A 21987-nucleotide genomic window follows, 5' to 3' on the forward strand; every position below is an offset into this window, starting at 1 on the left:
ATCCGCTTCGTATATCCCTATCGGCCTTGCCATATACTTTGAACAGGAAGGAAAGGAGTGATTCTTATGGAACTGTTCGCCGTATGGACCGAGGTATCAGGGCAGGAGGAAGCGGATCAATTTTATCGTTGTGTGAAGGAAAAAACCAAAGGTTTACATATAAGCAAAAGAGGATTTCGGCTCACCTTCAAACATAATGACGGAAGAGCGGCCTGGGTATGCAGAGGGAATGAGAATCACGCTGACTTCCAGCAGTGGCTGCCTCAGATCAGTGATTTGCTGGCCACGGGAATTGCCGATTTCATCATGAATACACGTGAACGCATTATTGTGGAAGAGATGATCTCCAAGGCTTGCTCGGTCATGGATGAACATGAAGTGGAGAAGGTAAACCGGATATGCATGCCTTTATTGTTCAATGGTGATTTGGATCAGCCTGGATTACGGGACCGTCGTCGTACTACCTTGGCCAATGGACTGAAGCAGGACTTGGAGGAGGTTCATTTTTTTCACCTTGAAGGCATTATGAATTTCCGAATTCGGCAATACAAGCAGGAGCTTCATGAGCTGGTGGAGTATGCGCTTGATGAATTCTGGATGGATCGCCAATACGAAGAGTTTATGGGACTTCTGAAATATTTTGTATTTTTTCAGGAAGCGAAAGTGCCTCTTGTGCATTTGATACACAAAGGTTTGCATGAATTTCAGGTATTGGATGCTGCGCTTAATGTGCTTCCCGTACAAAAGGATGAGCAGGTCGTCGTGGAGATGCCGGGACTGGAATTGGAAATGGACATCGAAGATATGATCGTGAGTACGCTGATCTCCATCTCACCGGAAAAAGTCATGCTGCATACGCGCACTCCAGATCTCCCCATTATCTCTACGATCCGACAAATCTTTGAGGACAAGGTACAATTATGCCACCATTGCCCCGAGTGCGAAGTGCTGCGTTCCGGATTGTTGACAGGTCTTGACGCAAGTGATCTCGGCAATTATAATAACTGTTGATCCATGATTTATTAGAAGTTGTTATGGAACAATAAGCAAAAGCGTTGACAAAGACAAGAACCATACGCACGGTCGGTGCAGAGAGAGGGAACCAGGCTGAAATTTCCTCCGGATGCCACGTTTGGTTTACCCCTTTGGAGCTGCAGTTTTGAAAATGGATATGAAGATTGCCTCTATTACACAGGTAATCGTCCGTGAGTAAGGATATGCCGGGTCATGCCCGTTACCGTCATGCCAATGAGGGCTGTACTTCCAATATGGATGAAGCAGCTGAATTAGGGTGGAACCACGAGAGTATACAACACTCGTCCCTTTGCCGGGACGGGTGTTTTTTGCGTTCCTTTGCAAAAATTGCAGGAACAGCAATAGATTAACCATCCATGAAATGCATGGACAGAGGTTGAACTTACAGGAGGAATGAGACAAATGGCAGTTAACATTAAACTACCCGATGGTTCGGTTCGTGAGTATGCCGAGGGAAGCAGCATTGAAGATGTAGCCGCTTCGATCAGCAGCGGACTACGCAAAAATGCCGTAGCCGGCAAACTGGATGGAATCGTCGTGGACTTGTCCACAACACTTCATGAAGGAGCGTTGGTGGAGATCGTAACACTGGATTCACCAGAAGGTCTGGAAGTGATGCGTCACAGTACAGCTCACTTGCTTGCTCAAGCTGTGAAGCGTTTATACGGAAACAAAGAAGTGCACCTCGGTGTCGGCCCTGTCATTGAAGATGGCTTCTACTATGATATGGATCTCGAACAGCCGCTTAATCCCGAAGATCTGCAGAAGATCGAGAAGGAAATGGAACGGATTGTTAATGAGAACCTGCCGATTGTACGTAAAGAAGTTAGCCGCGCGGATGCGATCAAAATTTTCGAAGAAGTGGGCGATCCTTACAAGCTCGAATTGATTCGTGACTTACCGGAAGACAGTGTCATCACCATTTATGAGCAAGGTGAATTCTTCGACTTGTGCCGTGGACCACATGTACCATCCACCAGCAAAATCAAAGTATTCAAACTGATGAATGTCGCTGGTGCTTACTGGCGCGGAGATAGCAAAAACAAAATGCTGCAACGTATTTACGGTACGGCTTTTGTAAAAAAAGCACAGCTGGATGAGCATCTACACTTCCTGGAAGAAGCGCGTAAACGGGATCACCGCAAACTGGGTAAGGAACTCGAAATCTTCACCTTCTCCCAGCTGGTTGGACAAGGCCTGCCAATCTGGCTACCTAATGGTGCCAAGCTGCGCCGGACGTTGGAGCGTTATATTGTGGATCTGGAAGAGAGCCTCGGATATCAGCATGTGTATACACCAGTGCTGGGTAATGTTGAATTGTACAAAACATCCGGACACTGGGAGCACTATCAGGAAGACATGTTCCCGAAAATGGTTATGGACAATGAGGAACTTGTTCTTCGTCCAATGAACTGTCCTCACCACATGATGGTGTACAAGTCCAGCATGCACAGCTACCGGGATCTGCCGATCCGGATTGCCGAGCTTGGCATGATGCACCGTTACGAAATGTCTGGCGCGTTGACAGGTCTGCACCGTGTACGTGCAATGACACTGAACGACTCACACATTTTTGCACGCCCGGATCAGATCAAGGAAGAATTTGCACGTGTTATTGAACTGATTCAAACGGTTTATAAGGATTTCGGCATTCACGAATATCGTTTCCGTCTGTCCTATCGGGATCCTCAGGATACCGAGAAATACTTCCAGAATGACGAGATGTGGGAAATGTCCCAACGCATGCTGCGTGAAGTTGTGGAAGAGCTCAACCTTCCATTCTATGAAGCAGAAGGCGAAGCAGCATTCTACGGTCCAAAACTGGACGTGCAGATCAAAACAGCGCTGGGCAAGGAAGAGACATTGTCTACCGTTCAATTGGACTTCCTCTTGCCAGAGCGGTTCGAGCTCGAATATGTGGGAGATGACGGACAGAAGCATCGTCCGGTTGTTATCCACCGCGGTGTAATCAGTACGATGGAGCGTTTCACAGCATTCTTGCTGGAGAACTTTGCAGGGGCTCTGCCACTGTGGTTGTCTCCTGTACAAGCGAAGGTTATTCCGGTATCCGGCAACTTCGACGACTATGCACGTGAAGTGGAAGCGAAGTTGAAACGTGCAGGGATCTCTGCTGAAGCTGATCTGCGTAACGAGAAGCTCGGTTATAAGATCCGTGAGGCACAGCTTGAGAAAATGCCTTACATGTTCGTTGTTGGTGAAAATGAACGTAATGCAGAGGGTGTATCTGTACGGAAACGTGGAGAAGGCGATCTCGGCATGAAACCACTGGACGAAATTGTAGCCCAGCTCAAAGAAGAAATTACAACAAGACAGGTGTAATTCAGGAATTGCTGATTTCTATAAATAGAAAACCGTTTGAATCATATTGGAGAAATTCATTCCAATGGTTCAGACGGTTTTTTTGTTGTTTTTAGGTTGCCTGTGGACACCCGGCTAAGAAGCCTGCATAGAGAAAAGTATATAATTTTTTCATTTTGGAAAACCTTTGCAGTAAGGGGGAGGTTCTATAATGAAAAAGCAATTTTTAATTCAAAAGAAAAACATACGGTTTATCATCTCTTGCTGTGTGGTGCTCACTGGAGTTATTGTGAGCTTGAATCAGGCAGATGCGTATACCTTTGAAGAGGAAAATGAAGTCCTGTACGTAGAGAGTCGCAACAACGAAACTTCGGGTGAGCGCGAAGGCGAGCAATTAGAAACGGCGGTCTTTGCATACAGTGATCAGGCTCAACTCACCACCATGGTCTATATGGGATTAATGTGGTCTCCGCAGCCGATTGTTATTCCAAGGCCGGAAATACCGAAGAAGCAGATCGGGGTTGACCCTTCGATGCCGGTGCTCGCTCCGCGGACAGAACAGGTATTGGATACACACAAGGTGACGGCTACCGGATACACTGCAGGTGTGGAATCAACCGGAAAAGGACCTAAACATCCTCAATACGGCATTACGTATTCAGGTGTTAAGGTGCGCCGCGATAAAGAAACAGTCTCAACGATTGCAGCTGATCCGAAGCTGTTTCCACTGGGTTCCATTTTATATATTCCTGGCTACGGCTACGGTATCGTTGCAGACACGGGCTCCGCGATTAAGGGCAATAAAATTGATCTTTATTTCCCTACAACAAAGCAAGTGTACAAGGAATGGGGCAAAAAGGACGTCGAAGTACAGGTGATCAAGCAAGGTACTGGAAAATGCACTGAAAAAATGCTGGAAGAGTTATCGGAAGCCATCGATGTGTACAAATCCGTACCGGATTCATGGTTGGACAAGGCTGTTTAATTGTTGAATTTAATGGATGAATAACTGCCATGCACTCTTCACATAATATTGACTGGGGACAAACCCCGCGCAGCAGCAATGCAGCGTAAATATGAAGAGAGAGGTGATCGTTGTGGCTAAGAAATCCCAAGGATTCCAAACACCAAACGAGAAGTTCAATGAGGAGTTTGGACAAGAAAACGTAGCAAACAAAGTAAAACAATCCGAGCAAAACAAAGTACAGGAAAATTTCAAAACACCTGATGAAAAATTCAATGCTGAATTTGGTGTGGAAAACACTGGCCAAACAGGCCAAACAGGCCAAACAAGCCAAACAAGCCAAACAAGCCAAGTCGGCAAAGCAGGCAAATTTCAAAAATAAATAAAGTTTCAGCACCCTGGAGCGGTAGCTCCGGGGTGTTTTTAATTTGGGTTTGCAAGTAACTTTTACATAAATATCCTTCCGCCTCCGTCTGGAGACCGAGATCAATTCCATCTGCCGCCGCTGTTAACCAACTCTTGTCTGATGTAAACTGGATACAGAATACAGACAAAGGAGACATGAGCGATGAAACGATCTACGCGGGACCGCTGGTGGGTTGGCATTCCTCTTATTGCGATTGGCGCAATAATATTGTTCAGGCAATTAGGCTATGACATAGATATCGGATACATGTTCAGAACATATTGGCCGTTATTTTTGATTTGGTGGGGCGTAAAAGGTATGACCGAGATTCGCCGTAACGGGAGTCATGCATTGATTGGACCTGCCATAGTCCTGGCGATTGGTGGATACTTTCTGGCACGTAATCTGGGATGGATTGATTACTCTATGGGTGAGTTCATTCGCTACCTGATTCCGGTGATGCTGATTGGTGGGGGCTTATTTGTTCTGATTGGACCCCGTCGTCGTGACCGGAAGCATCATGATCAAGTACAGCCGCCTCCACCTCCACCGGAGCAACCGTATAAGCCGTTGTCCCCTGAGGATCTGGAGATGCCGTCTTCGTTTGATGAACAGTTCGAGAAAACATTCGGCAAACCGAAACAGGAACAAAAGAATGATTCGCATGGCTCATTTTATACAGATAAGGAAGACCATAAATCACACGGACATCAACACCATCAGCATCACCATCACGATCAACACCACAAGCATAAAGGTTACGGCTCAAACAAAAAGGGCTATGGAACATTTGCTGACGATGACAATTATGATGATGATTCCAATTATTATGGTGGCAATGGAAATACGATTAACAAATCAGCATTTATCGGCGATCTGTATATGGGACAGGAAGTGTTCTCGTTAAAACCGATGAACATTTCGGCATTTATTGGCGATACAGTTATTGATTTGACGAAGGCCCAAATACCTTACGGTGAGACGAAGATTAACATTTCCTCTTTTATCGGGGATGTAAAGGTATTTGTACCGGAAGATATGGATCTGGGTGTGACCGTGACAACGAACTCGTTTATCGGAGACATGTCCCTGTTAAATCAAAAACGGGGTGGATTTCTAAGTAGTGCTCAGGCTGAAACAGCGCATTATCGCGAAGCTGGAAAAAAAGTAAGGATTATCGTTAGTGTGTTTATTGGAGATGTCAAAGTGAATAAGGTGGGTTAACGCATGATTCGAACGATTCTCAAGGCAAATAAATGGGAGCTGATGATGTATTTTGCGCTGACCGGGCTCATTACTTTGGGCGGATTTTACTTGCTGTACGGTGAAGTGCTGATGGGAACAGGGCATCAGCGTGCGTGGACCTATGTTGCTGTTGTTCTACTGGCTACCGTAATCACGGGGTATATTGCCGCCCTGCGGCTTCAACGCAAAATCGATCTTCTGGACCTCAATATGCTGAAAGTATCCAAGGGTAATCTCGCCGTTCGAATGCCTGAGGCAGATGATGCCTCCTTCGGACGGGTATATCAGGAATTCAATGTCATGATGGACTCGATTGAGAAAAAAATGAGATTGCTTCAGCGGCTCGGTGAGCAGGAAGTCATTGAGAAGGAACAGGCATCGGAACGCGCTGTGATTGAAGAGCGCAAACGGATGGCAAGAGATTTGCATGATACGGTCAGCCAGCAGCTGTTCGCCATGCATATGTCGGCTTCCTCCTTACCACGTCTGCTGGAGATGAATCCCGAGCATGGCAGCAAAGTGCTGGATCAACTCATTCAGATGTCGCATATCGCACAGCGGCAGATGCGCGGACTTATTGCCCAGCTTCGCCCAGTGGAGCTGGAGGGAAGGGATCTCACCGCAGCACTGGATAGCTGGTTCCCGGATTATTGCAGGCAGAACGGACTAAAAGGAGTGAAAGAGCTGGAACTGGATGGCGGAATTTCCGATGCCATTGAGCACCAGCTGTTTCTTGTTATTCAAGAAGCGGTCGCTAATGTAGTAAAACATGCGGAAGCAGGTTTGGTCAGCCTGTCCATACGTGAAAGTGAGCATCAGATCAGTATGAGCATCAGTGATGATGGCCAAGGTTTCTTACAACAAGCAGAACGGCCCGGTTCATATGGATTATCAACGATGCGTGAACGGGCAGAGAAGCTTGGCGGACAGGTTCAGATTATATCGAAGCCGGGAGCGGGGACAACGGTGCGGGTATTTATCCCGAAATTTCCGAAAGATCCAGAGGAGGAAACGGAATGAGCGGAAAAGTGAATGTAATGATTGTGGATGATCATGATATGGTGCGGATGGGGTTAAAGACGTATTTAATGCTGGAGCCCACATTTCATGTGATGGGAGAAGCCGGTAACGGACAGGATGCATTAAATCAGCTGCGCAAACTGGGTCAAAGTGAACTGCCTGACCTGATCCTGATGGACCTGATGATGCCGGTGATGAATGGTGCCGAAGCGACAAAAGCGATCATGACGGAGTTTCCGAGATTAAAAATTGTGATGTTGACCAGTTTTCTGGAGGATGATCTTGTGGTCCAGGCGATTGAAGCCGGAGCGGTCAGTTATGTGCTGAAGACAGTTTCGGCCGAAGAGTTGATCTATGCTTTGCAAGGCGCATACCGGGGGATGCCTGTTATGACAGGTGATGTATCACAGGCACTGACTCGTGGCATCAGACAGCGTACAGCAAGAGAGAATGAATCCGGTCTGACAGAACGGGAAAAGGAAGTTCTCTTGCTGATTGCAGAGGGCAAGACCAATAAGGACATTGGGGAAGAACTACATATTAGTATCAAAACCGTCAAAACTCATGTAAGCAATCTGCTAATGAAATGTGAAATGGACGATCGGACACAACTGGCCATATACGCTCATCGTCAGGGCTGGGTGAAGAATAAGGGTTAGAATGCAGATTTGGCGGGGAAAATGTTCTATAACAGTGTGCTTTTATCTCCTTTTTAATTGTTTTTAAGGTACGGTTAAGGTTTAAAGTACAAAATAAGGACAGTTAAAGAATATCTCTTGCGATAAGAGATTGGGAGGTAGAGAGGCATGGACGAACGTAATTACAGAGCGAACCGTCAAGACGAGGAAAATGAAACTAAACAAGCGGAGAATCGCAATTCATCCGGGACGGACGATTCCTCCTATTATTATTCTTATGGACCTTTTCAGTCCGTGAATCAGGAAGATACAGCAAGTTATAATGGGGAACATAGTCAACGTGAAGAAGGAAATGTAGAGATTACAAGACCTGACCCCGTGAAGCCAGTGCCTACTTACTACAGTAATTACAATAACGAATCATCGGATCAAGCCCATACTTCATCCAGAGGGGGCGGCAATGGTTCAGGTAACGGAGGAGATCAGGGGAACGGCGGCAAGAACAATGGCAATTGGAATTATAATAACCGTCGGCCACGTTCTTCCGTAAGATCGCTTTTGTTCTCTTTTATCGCCGGGATGCTGGTCATCACAGTATTGATGTATACAGCGGACAGAACAAATATGTTTACACCGCAGGAAGCGCTCACAAGTGCTGAAAATGAAAGCACCAGTACGTCATCTTCACCTACCAATTCGGGCAGCAGCAATAATGTGACAGCGTCATTGCTTCCAACCGGTAAAGAGGATGTTTCCTCCGTGGTAACGAGTACTAGTCCGGCTGTCGTCAAAATTGAAACGCTCGCCAAGCAGTCCTCACGTAACAGCAGCCAAGGCGGTTCTACGATGAGCGATCCATTGTACCAATACTTCTTTGGTAATGGAAGTAATGGCGGAACAGACCAAGGCCAAAATCAGCAGCAGCAACAGCAACAAAGCAGCAATCAGTTGGTTCCGCTCGGTATTGGCTCTGGATTTATTTTTGACAAAGAAGGCTACATCCTGACGAACCAACACGTGGTTCAGGGTGCAGATGTGATTCAGGTAACGCTGGAGAATAACAGCAAACCGTATGAAGCAAAATTGCTAGGAAGCAGCTTCGACCTTGACCTTGCCGTATTGAAAATCGAGAAAAACAGTGGCGATGATGCTTTCCCTGTCGCTCCACTGGGTGATTCCAACAGTACACAAGTTGGTGAATGGCTTGTAGCTATTGGTAACCCGGAAGGATTTGAACACACCGTTACTGCAGGTGTGTTGAGTGCGAAAGAACGTACCATCAGCATTCCGGACGAAGAAACAGGCAAAACTCGTGAGTACAGCCACTTGTTACAAACGGATGCTTCCATTAATCCGGGTAATTCCGGTGGACCGTTACTTAACCTCAATGGTGAAGTCATTGGTATGAACGTGGCGGTTAGCGCAGATGCACAGGGCATTGGATTTGCCATTCCTTCGAGTGTAATCTCGGATGCCGTTAAATATCTGAAAGAAAACAAAGAAGTTCCCAAAGAACCGGTACCGTTCATTGGTGCATCTCTGATGGCCCTCACGCCTGAAGTGGCTAAACAGATGGGAACTGATATCACTGAAGGTTCTGTTGTAGCCAGCACGATCTATCAATCCCCTGCTTACCAAGCAGACCTGCGTGCTTATGACATCATCACAGGTGCCAACGGTACTGCATACAGCACAAGCCAGGATTTGATTGATTTCATCAAGAAACAGGAAATTGGCAGCGAAGTGACATTGAGTGTTGTTCGGGACGGTAAAAAAATGGATGTGAAAATCAAAATCGGCAACAAAAACGATTACGATACTACACAAACGACGGATCAACAACAGCAACAACAACCTTAATGAAAATTGGGTTATAGAATAAGGTACAGAAGAGCGGAAGGGTTCGTGGCCCTTTCGCTTTTTTGCCCTATATAAGCTTGGACTACATCAAGGATGAACTTGAAAAGCAGCAAGGTATTTGGAGAAGATGCAGATTGCGCTTTTGCCTGTTACAATGGGATTAAAACGTTAAGGGATAAAGGAGAAAGACCATGCGCTCAACTATTCTGATTGTGGATGATGATGAAAAAATTGTGTCCATGCTTCGGCGGGGACTGGCTTTTGAAGGATATGATGTACAGACGGCTTCCAATGGGGCGGAGGGTCTCAGTAAGCTGATGGATAAAGAGCCGGATATCGTGGTTCTTGATGTCATGATGCCGCAAATTGACGGGTTTGAAGTATGTCGCAGACTCAGGGAAGCGGGGAGTAAGGTGCCCGTGCTGATGCTCACGGCCAAAGATGAAGTACAGAGCCGGGTAATCGGGCTTGATACAGGTGCAGATGATTATCTCGTGAAGCCGTTTGCACTTGAAGAATTGTTGGCTCGTGTCCGTGCCTTACTGCGTCGTAAAGCAGATATGGTGGACACGCCTGATAATCGTCTTATGTATGAGGATATTATTCTGGATAATGATTCTCGTGAGGTGTTGCGTGACGGTCAGCGTTTGGAACTGACTGCCAAGGAGTTCGAATTGCTGAATCTGTTCATGCAAAATCCGAAACGTGTGCTGTCCCGTGATCTGATTATGGATAAAATCTGGGGTTATGATTACAGTGGTGAATCCAATGTGCTCGAAGTGTATATTGCCATGCTCAGACAAAAAACCGAAGAATACGGCGGCAAACGCTTGATCCAGACCATCCGGGGAGCCGGCTATATTTTGAGAGGTGACTCCTGACATGTCCATTCGGTTAAGATTAACCGCGTGGTATTCAGGCATCTTGGCAGCGGTACTCATTTTTTGGGGAGTTGTAATCTACGCTTTTGTTTATTTTAATACGTATCAGGAAGTGGAACAGCAGCTGAAAGATAAAAGTGAACGCATTACGAATCAGATTGGTGTCAATCCGCTTTCACAGTCGCTGGACCTGGACCCTTTTACAGAGAGTCAGCTTCAGGAAGCTCAGATCTACATCCAGTTGTGGGACTACCAGAGTAGATCTGGCAAAATATCAGGCAATATGGAGAAGCTTCAGATTCAATTTCCCGTTGTAAAATCCAATGAGATCCAGAAAAAGCGTGGGATATCCAAGATCTATGTGAATGGGACCCCTTTCTTGGTGAACCAGCAGCCCCTGTCTCTTCAGGGAACCAATGAAATAAGAGGACTCCTGCAAGTCGGCGCCAATGTTAGTTCCCAGGAACGATTGTTGGAAGCTCTGCGAAATATTTTGGTTTTTGGCTGGCTTGTCGCGATGGCACTTGCGATTACTTCGGGTCTGGTTCTGGCTCGTAAATCCATGCGCCCACTCGTCAATGTAATTGATGCGGCCAATCAGATTCAGTCTGGGGATGATCTCAGCGTGCGCATACAGTACACGGGTCCCAAGGATGAGATCGGACGTCTGATTGAAACAGTCAATAATATGCTTGAACGAACAGAGCTGTCATTCCGAGGGTTGGAAGAAACGAATAAAGCCCAGCGCAGATTTGTGTCTGATGCCTCTCATGAGCTTCGTACTCCCCTCACGACGATCCGCGGTAATGTGGATTTCCTGAAGAAGCTGTGGGATCAGGAGAGCACGGACCGACCGAATCTGGATGAAGAAACGGTTAAACAAATGTCGCTGGAAGCGATAGAGGATATGGCCGATGAAGGCAAACGAATGAGTAGGCTGATCAGCGACATGCTGTCTTTGGCCAGAGCCGATACAGGACAGAAAATCGAACTGAATCCAATCCCGTTGCAAATTCTGGTGCAGGAAGTGGCTCGCAGATCGCAATTTCTTGACCATCAGGCAGACTGGCGTCCAGGAGATCTATCCATTCTGAATGGTATATATGTGAACGGCAGCAAGGACTATTTGCAGCAGATGCTGTTTATTTTTATCGAGAATGCTTTCAAGTACACTCCGGATGGTTCGGTTACTCTGGATGCGATACTTTATAAAGGTCAGGTAGGACTGCGCATCAGTGATACGGGGATCGGAATGGATCGGGATGAGGTCCCGTTTATCTTTGACCGGTTCTATCGGGCGGATGAATCCCGTGGGGCCACACCAGGTATAGGTCTGGGACTGTCGATCGCCAAGTGGATCATCGAGGAGCACCATGGATCTGTCGAGGTGGTAACCCGGCGTGGAGAAGGAACGACCTTTATCATTTGGTTGCCGGTTGTCTTTGCTCCGCCTATCGAATAAGGTTATAATAGACAGGACTGCAATTACATCGGCTATCTTTGCCGAGAGAGAAAGCGGGTGGCAACCAAGTGGAAGTACTGCGAATTTCGCCGCGGGGATATTGTTACGGAGTTGTGGATGCGATGGTGTTGGCGCGCCAGGCGGCACGCAATCTGGACCTACCACGGCCTATTTATATATTGGGTATGATTGTGCATAACCAACATGTGACGGATTCTTTTGAAGATGAGGGTATTATTACACTGGACGGTCCGAATCGGCTTGATATTTTGAGCCAGGTAGAGAGTGGAACAGTGATCTTTACGGCCCATGGTGTATCTCCCGAAGTGCGTAAGATGGCACGTGATAAAGGTCTGACTACAGTGGATGCAACCTGTCCGGATGTAACCAAAACCCATGATCTGATTCGGGAGAAGACGGCTGAAGGATATGACATTATCTATATTGGGAAAAAGAATCATCCAGAGCCTGAAGGTGCTGTTGGTGTTGCACCCAATCATGTTCATTTGATCGAGAAGGAAGAGGAGATTGACGGACTGAACGTACCTCCCGGCAAAATCCTTATTACGAATCAGACAACGATGAGCCAATGGGACATTAAACACATTATGAGCCGTCTTCTGGAGAAGTATCCGGGCGCTGAAATTCATAATGAGATATGCTTGGCTACCCAAGTCCGGCAGGAAGCTGTTGCTGAACAGGCAGGGCAGGCAGATCTGGTCATCGTTGTAGGTGATCCTCGTAGTAATAACTCCAACCGGCTTGCACAAGTATCGGAGGAAATTGCGGGTGTTACGGCATATCGTGTATCCGATGTGGCTGAGATTCAGCAGGAATGGCTAAAAGGTGTGAATAAGGTGGCGGTTACTTCAGGCGCTTCAACGCCAACTCCGATCACGAAGGAAGTCATCCTGTATCTGGAGCAGTATGAACATGACAAGCCGGAAACGTGGGAAATCAAGCGTACGGTGAATATGAGCAAGCTTCTCCCTCCTGTAAGGGAAAAGACGCGTACAACGTAAACGAACATCATTATAAGAATCCTGCAGTACAGAGCCGAAATCCGGTGGCTGGCTGCTGGATTCTTTTTTTGAGGTGGATAAGAGCCGGCTTGACTGAAAAGGGTGAATATGTTATATTTGCTTTAGTGATTAAAAGCTTAAAAGCGAACAAGCGTTTAAGTGAAGAAGAGTTTTGGGGATTAAATCAGACGCTAAGGCGCTCTCATACAAGGAAGGATGGGAATTATAATGATCGTTATTGCAGGTAAAGCTACTCCGGAGGAGCATATTCAGGATATCGTCGCTACAATTGAAAAGGAAGGACTTCAGGTTCATATCTCTCGCGGAGAGGACCGGACTATCATTGGTCTGATAGGTAAAGTAGAACCGAAAATGGCTGAGCATCTCCGCCAAATGAAAGGTGTGGAGAATGTAGTCAAGATTTCGAAGTCCTACAAATTGGCAAGCCGTGACTTCCATCCGGAGGATACCGTAATTTCCATCAAAGGTGTAGATATTGGCGGTAAAGAACTCGTCGTTATGGGTGGACCTTGTGCAGTTGAATCAGCCGCACAGATTGATGAGATTGCCGGATTGGTTAAGGCTGCTGGTGGGCAGGTGCTCCGCGGTGGTGCATTTAAGCCACGTACAGGTCCATACAGCTTCCAGGGAACGGGTGTTGAAGGTCTGATCATGATGGCAGAAGCAGGTAAGAAGCATGATCTGTTAACCATTACAGAAGTCATGACACCTGAATATGTGGATATTTGTGCCGAGTACGCAGATATTCTGCAAGTAGGTACACGTAACATGCAAAACTTCGATTTGCTGCGCAAATTGGGTGAGTGTGGCAAACCAGTATTGTTGAAACGTGGTTTCAGTGCAACTTATGATGAACTGTTGAATGCAGCTGAATACATTCTTGCGGGTGGCAACCCGAATGTAATGCTGTGTGAGCGCGGTATTCGTACATTCGAATCCTACACACGTAATACGCTTGACCTGTCGGCTATCCCTGTTCTCCAGTCTCTCAGTCATTTGCCAGTCATTTCGGACCCAAGCCATGGTACTGGTCGCCGTGAACTGGTTGAACCGATGACGAAGGCTTCTGTTGCTGCTGGTGCTAACGGCCTAATTATCGAAATGCATACAGATCCGGATAACTCTATGACGGGTGACGGCGTGCAGTCTCTATTCCCTGACCAATTTGCCAACCTGCTTCAGGATCTGGAGAAATTGGCACCAATCGTGGGTAAAACATTCAACACAGCCAAACAACCAGCGGAGTTCTTTCCGGCACGAGTGGGCGTATAACTGATCTTCATCGTATAGGTAATATATATCATCCGGGCATCTGCCCTGGCTCCGTTCAATGAGAATGGGGCTAGGGCAAAATGTCCGGTTTTTGTGTTATTCGGAGCTTTGAACGCATTTATTAATCATAGGTGATAAGAAACATTTATGATGTAATGTTATTTCCATAATTTAGGCTAAATATAGCCCTGCTTTACCGCATTAAACCAGTTAAATATAGTATATATACGTTGTTAAGTGAAATTCATAGGTTTATAAAATGTGAGCATAGCTTACATACTCGCAAAAAATACCTTACATAAGTATTGACGATGTCACATTTGAGATTTTATAATGACGACAGAAAAAAATTCGAATATGGACATTTTCTTAGCGGGGTTGTTTAATGTTCGGAATATTTGGGAGGACGAATACATGTCGGTTGAAAACGTATTGAAATCAATTCAAGAGAACAACATCGAGTGGGTAGATTTTCGTTTTGTAGATTTATCCGGTCGTGCGCACCACATCTCGTTACCAGCTTCGGCAGTTGACGCAGACACTTTTGAAAATGGAGTAGCCTTTGATGGTTCTTCTATTCAAGGTTTCCGCGGAATTGAAGAGTCCGATATGGTTATGATTCCAGACCCTGAAGCGACTTTTGTCGATCCGTTCACAGCACACCCTACATTGAATGTTATGTGTGATATTTTCACTCCGGATGGCGAGCGTTATGAGCGTGACCCACGTGGTATCGCAGTCAAAGCGGAAGAGTTCCTGAAAGAAAGCGGAGTAGGTACAGCAGCATTCTTCGCACCTGAATCCGAATTCTTCATCTTCGACGATGTACGTTATGAGAGCGGCACGAACAGCTCTTCCTATTTCGTAGATTCCGAAGAAGCTTCATGGAACACCAACCGTAAGGAAGACGGCGGTAACCTTGGCTTCAAAGTTCGCACTAAAGGCGGATATGTTCCTGTAGCTCCAGTGGATACACAACAAGATATTCGTAGTGAAATGTGTCGCATTTTGGAAGAAGCCGGCCTGTCGATCGAGCGTCATCACCACGAAGTGGCGACAGCAGGTCAAGCCGAAATCAACTTCCGTTTTGATACGTTGAAGAAAACAGCAGATAACCTGCTTGTATACAAATACATCGTGCATAACACTGCACGTCAATATGGTAAAGTAGCAACATTCATGCCAAAACCACTGTTTGGTGACAATGGTAGCGGAATGCACGTTCACCAATCCATCTTCGATGGCGATTCCCCATTGTTCTATGACAAAGCGGGATATGCAAACTTGAGTGAAATGGCTCTGCACTACATCGGAGGGATTTTGTACCACGCACCAGCTCTGATTGCTTTGACTAACCCTAGTACGAACTCTTTCAAACGTCTCGTACCTGGTTATGAAGCACCGGTTAACCTGGTTTATTCCAAAGGTAACCGTTCGGCAGCCGTACGTATTCCGGTTGCAGCGGTGACGCCGAAAGGTTGTCGGATCGAGTTCCGTACACCGGACTCCACAGCTAACCCTTACCTGGCGTTCGCTGCAATGCTGATGGCGGGTCTGGATGGTATCAAACGCAAAATCAACCCAACTGAGCTTGGATATGGTCCGCTCGACAAAAACATCTATGATTTGTCTGATGCAGACAAAGAAAATATCCGCAGTGTGCCAGCTTCCCTGGAAGAAGCGCTGGACGCTCTGGCAGCGGACAACGAATTCTTGACTGAAGGCGGCGTCTTCACAAAAGAATTCATTGAAAACTATATCAACCTCAAACGTGACGAAGCGAAAGCAGTAGCAATCCGCATTCATCCGCATGAGTACAGCCTCTACTTCGACTGCTAATCCGGTCGGAACAGAAACTGTTCCCAATGTAAAGCCTCCGGGACTCGCTCTCGGAGGCTTTTCCTTGAAACAAACGATGTAGTGCATTAACTTTGCAGGGTGATAAAGGAATTTGATAACCCTGAATCGCAGCTTCGGTGCTTATTGCCCTTGAAGCAGATAGGGAATACTGATATCATAGCGATAATATTCACTTCATATGTCAGCTACGGATGGAAAGGGCGGGGAATTTAGTGACAAAGAGAGCGTATAATTTTAATGCAGGACCTGCGGCGTTGCCACTTGAGGTATTGGAGCGTGCTCAGGCAGAATTTGTTGATTTTCGTAACACGGGAATGTCGATTATGGAGATGTCTCACCGTGGGGCAGTGTACGAATCTGTACATAATGAAGCTCAGGAGCGTTTGTTGTCTCTGCTAGGCAATCCCAAAGGATATAAAGTTCTCTTCTTGCAGGGCGGAGCCAGCACTCAGTTCGCCATGCTGCCGATGAACCTGCTCGGAGAAGGGCAGACAGCCAGTTACGTCATGACAGGCAGCTGGGCCAAGAAGGCGCTGTCTGAGGCGAAACTGATTGGGGAGACACAGGTCGCTGCATCTTCCGAAGCGGATAAATATATGAAATTACCGGATGTGTCGAATCTTAGTTTACCGGATCGCACAGCTTATGTTCATTTGACGTCTAACGAAACGATTGAGGGGACACAATTCAAGTCATTCCCGGATACCGGTTCAGTTCCACTTATTGCCGACATGTCGAGTGACATTTTCTGCAAACCGTTTGATCTGAATCAATTCGGTATGATCTATGCAGGTGCACAGAAGAACTTGGGTCCATCAGGGATTACGGTCGTTATTGCCCGTGAAGAACTGGTGAGTGAATCTCCTAAAACGATTCCGACTATGCTCCGTTATAGTACACATGTGGACAACAATTCTCTCTATAATACACCTCCGTCTTTCTCCGTATACATGGTGAATGAGGTTCTGAAGTGGATTGAGGAACAAGGTGGATTGGCTGGAATTGAACAGAAGAACGTGAAGAAAGCAGAATTGCTCTATAATACTATCGATTCCTCCGGAGACTTCTACCGTGGCTGTGTAGATCCGGCAGATCGTTCCCTGATGAATGTGACCTTCCGTCTGGCTAATGAGGATTTGGAGAAACAGTTTATCAAGGTTTCGGAGCAAGAAGGTTTTGTTGGTCTGAAAGGGCATCGGAGTGTGGGTGGCCTGCGTGCTTCCATTTATAATGCTGCACCATATGAAAGTGTTAAGGCACTTACGGACTTTATGAGCCACTTCCAGAAGACTAATGGATAAATAATTGGCGGGGAGTTGTGAATTTCTAGCATTCACACTTACGCTTTACCAGAGCCTTCCACATTGACGTGTGGAGGGCTTTTCTTTTAAGATTAGAGAATTGTCGCTTACATGAAATGAAAAGGAGATTGAACACATATGGCTTTACATATCGTTCTGGTTGAACCGGAGATTCCGGCAAATACGGGCAATATTTCTCGTACATGTGCGGCTACAGGTACACATTTGCATCTCGTGCGTCCACTCGGATTCCGTACGGATGATGCCACACTGAAACGCGCGGGTCTGGATTACTGGCATGCCGTTCATATCGAATATCATGATTCGTTTGCCGAAGTTCAGGAACAGTATCCTGAAGGTCGTTTTTTCTACGCAACCACGAAGGCGAAAAACCGATATAGTGATTTTGAGTTTCAGGATGGAGATTTTCTGGTATTTGGTAAGGAGACAAAAGGTCTTCCTCCAGAATTAATTGCGGCTAATCCCGATACTTGTATGAAAATGCCAATGTCAGGTGATGTCCGATCATTGAATTTGTCAAACTCAGCAGCAATCATTGTGTATGAGGCATTGCGTCAACTGAATTTTCCGGATCTTGATTGATCCAATTCGTGTATAAGTGACGGTTAGAATTCGCTAAAAAAACATTTTTCAAAAAAAAGGACAAAAAATGTTTATTTCCAGCAGGATTCGACAAAATCTTGGCGAATTAATAAACATAGTACAAATGTACCTAGAAATTTAGAGTAAGATAGGAGAGGTGTGCCGTAGCTATGAAGCCAGCTGGAGTCGTTCGCAAAGTTGACCAATTGGGTAGGATCGTATTGCCTAAATCTTTGCGTAAAAGGTATCAAATGAATGAGGGAGATCCTGTAGAGATCTTAGTACAAGGGGACCATATCATTCTGGAGAGATACCGTCCAAAATGTATTTTTTGTGGATCAATGGAAGAAGTCAATGAGTTCAAAGAGCGTTACATATGCGCACAATGTTTAGATGAAATGACCCAGCTTCCACAGCACGGGTAAGTAAAATAAAAAGTATCATGGCCTCCTGAAGGTCATGATACTTTTTTGTGTGAAAAAAAAATCGCCATCCACTTCCATCATACGTTATGAAGCTAATGGGATTCAGCTCTCGTGTCATACTCCATCACCCAATATTTTTCTCCGGGTGTACCTTCTTCAATGACTTTTTTCCAACCCTGTCGTTCGTAAAAACCAATTGCTTTGTGGTTGTCAGACACACATTTCAATCGAACGGGCTGCTGCATGAGTGAAATCGACGCATCAAGTAAGCGTGAACCTGTGCCCCCGCCCATAAACCCGGGATGGATAAACAGAAGGTGGATAAAATGATCAGGGAGGTACAGCGATGCGAAACCGAGAAGCTGTCCATCTTCCTGTTCAGCCACGATAATATGCTCATCCACAGTATCTGCGTCAAAATCTTGAAGGGACATGTGCTCCGGATTTGTCCAGTGAAAACGGGCGCGACGTGACTCCAGATAAATGTTTCTTAATTCCGGGTAATCTTTAACAACAGCTGTTCGTATATTCAAATGTTCCCCTCCAGAATAGGTAATATATCTGACCATACATTGTCCAGAATGGCTTGCATATTTTGTTCGTCACTATTGATGGAAACGACCGATTTCAGCGCGGGCAGAACAACGCATAGTTGACCATTGGCCCCATCAGCACGGTAAGCGTTATGGGAACATCTCCAGAATTGATATCCATAACCTTGTCCCCAATCACCGTCTCCCGGCGTAGGGATTTGCTGTGCCGTCGCCAAGCGAATCCATTCCGCAGGAATGAGCTGTTTGCCGTTCCAGTAACCCTCCTGAAGCAATAATTGACCGAATCTGCCTAATTCCTCGTTGGTGAGCTGCAAGCCTGCACAACCCAAGGTAATACCCAAGGGGGAAGTTTCCCACTCTACATTCGAAATACCCAGTGGCTCGAATAGCCGGGGAATCAGATAGTCCTTAACCGTTTGACCAGAAGCAGCCTGAAACATGGCGGAGATCATAAACGTATCTGCACTGCTATATGTAAACGTTTCACCAGGGACTCTGTTCAAAGGAAGGGACATGTAATATTTCGCCCAATCTTTCTCAGGAAGGGTGGCTCGCTCTTCCGCCCATAACACGGGGACATCATGCCCCGAGGACATCCGCAGCAAATCGTACAGGGTGAGATCCGCAGGGGGGAAGGCCGTTAAATGAGAAGCAGGAGTGGGTGATGTGAAATAATCACCGAGTCTGGATTCAAGTGTAAGCGTGCCTTCATCCAATGCCAATCCAATCGCCATACAGGTAAATGATTTGCTGACGGAATGCTGTAAGTGGCGCATATCACGGGTACGATCCCAGGCTCCGATGGTAATCCCATTCTGCAATACCCGAACAGAATGTACGTTTAACTGCTGTTCATTAATATGATGAACAAAAGAATCTATAATTCTCGACATCGTAACATCCTTTCTAAAAAAAGAAGAATTTTTACTATTGGTGAAACGTTTCCGCAATTTGGCTCAAAAATTAGAACTTATGTTAATACAAACGGGGTTCAATGTCAATGAGAATGTGCAAACGGTTACTTAAAGGATATTGTTGCATAATAGAAGTGTCTTTTGACGCAAATTTTATTACGAAAAATCAGTTTTTCGAGAAAAAAGCGCGAAATTTGTAAAAAGGTTATTGACAGGGTTTGCACTTCGGGATTATGATTTATTCGAAACGATTCGAAGAAATCGCTTCCACGTAAAAAGTGTTGTAATCAAGTTCAAGTAAATCAACGTTGGCTATGTTTTGAAACGATTCGAGAAAATCGTTTCGATAACCGAGCGAAATACGGGGGAATCACTGGAAGTTGCAACACAAAGGCAGAAAAACAGAAGTTTACAGACAGCAGCCGACGATGAAAGGGGTTACATATGGCGCATATAACGATCGAAACCGGATCGCCTACATTATGCATGAATACAAGCATACATGTAGTGTCCAGTGACTCCGGAGACACTTCAGGCGGTACGCTATATTTGCTGCATGGGGCAGGCGATAATGCAAGTACATGGCAACGTTTGACTACAATTGAAATGTACGCAGAGCAATATGGCTGTACCATCATTATGCCGGAAGCGAACCGAAGCTATTACACCGATATGGAATACGGCCTGAATTACTTCCATTACATCACTCAGGAGCTGCCTGAATTCTGCAGGCGTCAGCTCAATCTCAATACAGACCCGGCCAAGACTTACGTCGCCGGTCTATCCATGGGTGGGTACGGTGCATTGAAATGTGCACTGACATATCCCGAGAGGTACCGCAAGGCGGTGTCCTTATCCGGTGTAACTGATATCCAGACCCGGCTTCATGACCCGGAGATGCCATCAGGCATGATCAAGGAAATGAAAGCGGTTTTTGGGGAACGGTTACAGGTGAAACCCGATCAGGACCTGTACGCACTGTCTGCCAAGCTGTTGAAGCAAGGTGGAAATTTACCGGATATTCTGAGTTGTTGTGGTGACATTGATCCGTTTATGGATATGAACCGCAAATTCGCAGCATACATGCAGGAAACGGATTTTGTGTTTCGGTATGTAGAGACACCGGGCACCCATGAATGGAGATTCTGGGAGCACCACCTGAGAACCATGTTTGATTTTCTGTATAACGACAAGACCAAAGTAGAGTGAGGAGATGCAATTTGAAACCTGCAGCCGAAGGACCTAGCAAAAAGCTGAAGGGAAACTTGAAAGGCAATTCGCTCTGGAGTGAAATCTGGAAGCACAGAATGACGTACACCCTGCTTATTCCAGGACTCGTCTGGCTGATCCTGTTTGCCTACATGCCAATGGGTGGCCTGTCTCTTGCCTTTAAAGACTACAAGGCGAATCTGGGGATTTGGGGAAGCCCATGGAGCGGATTTGAGAATTTCACATACGTTTTCCGGGACCCAACCTTTATTGACGCAGTATGGCGGACGCTGTACATCAACATTCTGAAACTGATTATTCAGTTCCCGTTCCCAATCATTCTGGCCCTGTTGCTGAATGAGTTGCGGATGCGCAGAGGGAAAAAGTGGTTCCAGACGGTTCTTACGTTCCCTCACTTCCTTTCATGGATCATCGTATCCGGGGTAGTCATCAACGTCCTGGCTTATGACGGACTGGTAAACAGCGCACTTGGTTTGCTTGGATTGCCAACCATTAACTTCTTGGGTTCCGAGTCCAACTTTGTACCGATGCTGCTGTTGACGGATATTTGGAAATCAAGCGGATGGGGTGCGATTATCTTCCTGGCTGCCATTTCCGGTATTGATCAGGATCAGTATGAATCGGCACAGATTGACGGCGCTTCCCGTATGCAGCAGATGTTCAAGATTACATTGCCAAACATTCTTCCGACAATTACTGTCATGTTCATTCTGTCGGTTGGTGGCTTGATGTCATCCGGTTTCGACCAGATCTTCAACTTGGCGAATGCCGCAACCAAAAATGTATCGGAAGTATTGGATGTATACATCTATCGGATTACGTTCCAGTCTTCAACGGACTTCTCATTCTCGACGGCGGTCAGCTTGTTCCGTTCCCTCGTGAATATGGTCTTGCTGCTTCTCGCAGACAGATTTGCCAAGTGGCTTGGCGGAGACGGTTTGTTCCGATAAGAGAG

20 protein-coding genes are annotated in these 21987 nt (G+C 46.2%); 18 read left to right on the forward strand and 2 right to left on the reverse strand.

The window, feature by feature from the left end:
* Positions 1–66 precede the first annotated feature (66 nt).
* The 16 genes from P364_RS0104860 to P364_RS0104935 all read left to right on the forward strand — a co-directional run bounded on the left by P364_RS0104860 (position 67) and on the right by P364_RS0104935 (position 18334).
* Positions 67–1011 (forward strand): putative sporulation protein YtxC, encoded by a 945-nt coding sequence (locus P364_RS0104860; protein ID WP_024629030.1) that lies wholly within the window; start codon positions 67–69, stop codon positions 1009–1011.
* A gap of 426 nt (positions 1012–1437) precedes the next feature.
* Positions 1438–3375 carry a threonine--tRNA ligase gene (gene thrS, locus P364_RS0104865; RefSeq protein ID WP_024629031.1) on the forward strand — a complete coding sequence of 646 codons (1938 nt, stop codon included), beginning with the start codon at positions 1438–1440 and terminating at the stop codon, positions 3373–3375.
* A 190-nt stretch (positions 3376–3565) separates the two neighbouring features.
* Complete coding sequence (locus tag P364_RS35105) at positions 3566–4339, forward strand: 3D domain-containing protein (protein WP_024629032.1); 774 nt, start codon at positions 3566–3568, stop codon at positions 4337–4339.
* A gap of 112 nt (positions 4340–4451) precedes the next feature.
* Entirely contained in the window at positions 4452–4700 is a 249-nt protein-coding gene (locus P364_RS37730) for a hypothetical protein (RefSeq protein ID WP_024629033.1), read from the forward strand.
* Between the two features lie 186 nt (positions 4701–4886).
* A complete protein-coding gene (gene liaF, locus P364_RS0104880; RefSeq protein WP_024629034.1) occupies positions 4887–5948 on the forward strand; it encodes a cell wall-active antibiotics response protein LiaF in 1062 nt (353 codons plus the stop codon).
* 3 nt (positions 5949–5951) lie between these two features.
* Positions 5952–6989 carry a HAMP domain-containing sensor histidine kinase gene (locus P364_RS0104885; RefSeq protein ID WP_024629035.1) on the forward strand — a complete coding sequence of 346 codons (1038 nt, stop codon included), beginning with the start codon at positions 5952–5954 and terminating at the stop codon, positions 6987–6989.
* Positions 6986–7648, forward strand: coding sequence for a response regulator (locus tag P364_RS0104890; protein WP_024629036.1), 663 nt, complete (start codon positions 6986–6988; stop codon positions 7646–7648). The genes P364_RS0104885 and P364_RS0104890 overlap by 4 nt, the downstream gene beginning before the upstream one ends.
* A 147-nt stretch (positions 7649–7795) precedes the next feature.
* On the forward strand, positions 7796–9487 hold the full coding sequence (locus P364_RS0104895) for a S1C family serine protease (protein ID WP_024629037.1): 1692 nt from the start codon (positions 7796–7798) through the stop codon (positions 9485–9487).
* Positions 9488–9678: 191 nt separating this feature from the next.
* Positions 9679–10368, forward strand: a complete 690-nt coding sequence (locus tag P364_RS0104900; RefSeq protein WP_024629038.1) for a response regulator transcription factor — start codon at positions 9679–9681, stop codon at positions 10366–10368.
* 1 nt (position 10369) lies between these two features.
* Entirely contained in the window at positions 10370–11830 is a 1461-nt protein-coding gene (locus P364_RS0104905) for a sensor histidine kinase (RefSeq protein WP_024629039.1), read from the forward strand.
* 68 nt (positions 11831–11898) lie between these two features.
* Positions 11899–12852 carry a 4-hydroxy-3-methylbut-2-enyl diphosphate reductase gene (locus P364_RS0104910; protein WP_024629040.1) on the forward strand — a complete coding sequence of 318 codons (954 nt, stop codon included), beginning with the start codon at positions 11899–11901 and terminating at the stop codon, positions 12850–12852.
* Between the two features lie 228 nt (positions 12853–13080).
* Entirely contained in the window at positions 13081–14145 is a 1065-nt protein-coding gene (aroF, locus tag P364_RS0104915) for a 3-deoxy-7-phosphoheptulonate synthase (RefSeq protein ID WP_024629041.1), read from the forward strand.
* Between the two features lie 414 nt (positions 14146–14559).
* On the forward strand, positions 14560–15984 hold the full coding sequence (gene glnA / locus P364_RS0104920; RefSeq protein ID WP_024629042.1) for a type I glutamate--ammonia ligase: 1425 nt from the start codon (positions 14560–14562) through the stop codon (positions 15982–15984).
* Positions 15985–16217: 233 nt separating this feature from the next.
* Positions 16218–17306: a 3-phosphoserine/phosphohydroxythreonine transaminase gene (gene serC, locus P364_RS0104925; protein ID WP_024629043.1), complete on the forward strand. Its 1089-nt coding sequence runs from the start codon at positions 16218–16220 to the stop codon at positions 17304–17306.
* Positions 17307–17444: 138 nt separating this feature from the next.
* Complete coding sequence (trmL, locus tag P364_RS0104930; RefSeq protein WP_024629044.1) at positions 17445–17909, forward strand: tRNA (uridine(34)/cytosine(34)/5-carboxymethylaminomethyluridine(34)-2'-O)-methyltransferase TrmL; 465 nt, start codon at positions 17445–17447, stop codon at positions 17907–17909.
* A gap of 170 nt (positions 17910–18079) precedes the next feature.
* Complete coding sequence (locus P364_RS0104935) at positions 18080–18334, forward strand: AbrB/MazE/SpoVT family DNA-binding domain-containing protein (protein WP_024629045.1); 255 nt, start codon at positions 18080–18082, stop codon at positions 18332–18334.
* Between the two features lie 92 nt (positions 18335–18426).
* On the opposite strand, the gene P364_RS0104940 is transcribed toward P364_RS0104935, so the two are convergent.
* Both P364_RS0104940 and P364_RS0104945 read right to left on the reverse strand, forming a co-directional pair.
* Complete coding sequence (locus tag P364_RS0104940) at positions 18427–18867, reverse strand: GNAT family N-acetyltransferase (protein WP_024629046.1); 441 nt, start codon at positions 18865–18867, stop codon at positions 18427–18429.
* On the reverse strand, positions 18864–19781 hold the full coding sequence (locus P364_RS0104945; protein ID WP_024629047.1) for a serine hydrolase domain-containing protein: 918 nt from the start codon (positions 19779–19781) through the stop codon (positions 18864–18866). The genes P364_RS0104940 and P364_RS0104945 overlap by 4 nt, the downstream gene beginning before the upstream one ends.
* Positions 19782–20246: 465 nt before the next feature.
* Between P364_RS0104945 and P364_RS0104950 the strand changes: the two genes are divergently transcribed.
* Together P364_RS0104950 and P364_RS0104955 are read left to right on the forward strand one after the other, a co-directional pair.
* Positions 20247–21011 carry an alpha/beta hydrolase gene (locus P364_RS0104950; RefSeq protein WP_024629048.1) on the forward strand — a complete coding sequence of 255 codons (765 nt, stop codon included), beginning with the start codon at positions 20247–20249 and terminating at the stop codon, positions 21009–21011.
* 11 nt (positions 21012–21022) lie between these two features.
* Positions 21023–21982 carry an ABC transporter permease gene (locus P364_RS0104955; RefSeq protein WP_024629049.1) on the forward strand — a complete coding sequence of 320 codons (960 nt, stop codon included), beginning with the start codon at positions 21023–21025 and terminating at the stop codon, positions 21980–21982.
* Positions 21983–21987 lie beyond the last annotated feature (5 nt).

Source organism: Paenibacillus sp. MAEPY2, from assembly GCF_000499205.1.
In the GTDB taxonomy this organism is placed as follows: Bacteria; Bacillota; Bacilli; order Paenibacillales; family Paenibacillaceae; genus Paenibacillus; species Paenibacillus vandeheii.

Bases quoted from the DNA above. Each gene is read 5' to 3' on its own strand.
- P364_RS0104860 (WP_024629030.1), top strand. From the start codon at position 67: ATGGAACTGTTCGCCGTATGGACCGAGGTATCAGGGCAGGAGGAAGCG.
- thrS (WP_024629031.1), top strand. From the start codon at position 1,438: ATGGCAGTTAACATTAAACTACCCGATGGTTCGGTTCGTGAGTATGCC.
- P364_RS35105 (WP_024629032.1), top strand. From the start codon at position 3,566: ATGAAAAAGCAATTTTTAATTCAAAAGAAAAACATACGGTTTATCATC.
- liaF (WP_024629034.1), top strand. From the start codon at position 4,887: ATGAAACGATCTACGCGGGACCGCTGGTGGGTTGGCATTCCTCTTATT.
- P364_RS0104885 (WP_024629035.1), top strand. From the start codon at position 5,952: ATGATTCGAACGATTCTCAAGGCAAATAAATGGGAGCTGATGATGTAT.
- P364_RS0104890 (WP_024629036.1), top strand. From the start codon at position 6,986: ATGAGCGGAAAAGTGAATGTAATGATTGTGGATGATCATGATATGGTG.
- P364_RS0104895 (WP_024629037.1), top strand. From the start codon at position 7,796: ATGGACGAACGTAATTACAGAGCGAACCGTCAAGACGAGGAAAATGAA.
- P364_RS0104900 (WP_024629038.1), top strand. From the start codon at position 9,679: ATGCGCTCAACTATTCTGATTGTGGATGATGATGAAAAAATTGTGTCC.
- P364_RS0104905 (WP_024629039.1), top strand. From the start codon at position 10,370: ATGTCCATTCGGTTAAGATTAACCGCGTGGTATTCAGGCATCTTGGCA.
- aroF (WP_024629041.1), top strand. From the start codon at position 13,081: ATGATCGTTATTGCAGGTAAAGCTACTCCGGAGGAGCATATTCAGGAT.
- glnA (WP_024629042.1), top strand. From the start codon at position 14,560: ATGTCGGTTGAAAACGTATTGAAATCAATTCAAGAGAACAACATCGAG.
- trmL (WP_024629044.1), top strand. From the start codon at position 17,445: ATGGCTTTACATATCGTTCTGGTTGAACCGGAGATTCCGGCAAATACG.
- P364_RS0104935 (WP_024629045.1), top strand. From the start codon at position 18,080: ATGAAGCCAGCTGGAGTCGTTCGCAAAGTTGACCAATTGGGTAGGATC.
- P364_RS0104945 (WP_024629047.1), bottom strand. From the start codon at position 19,781: ATGTCGAGAATTATAGATTCTTTTGTTCATCATATTAATGAACAGCAG.
- P364_RS0104950 (WP_024629048.1), top strand. From the start codon at position 20,247: ATGGCGCATATAACGATCGAAACCGGATCGCCTACATTATGCATGAAT.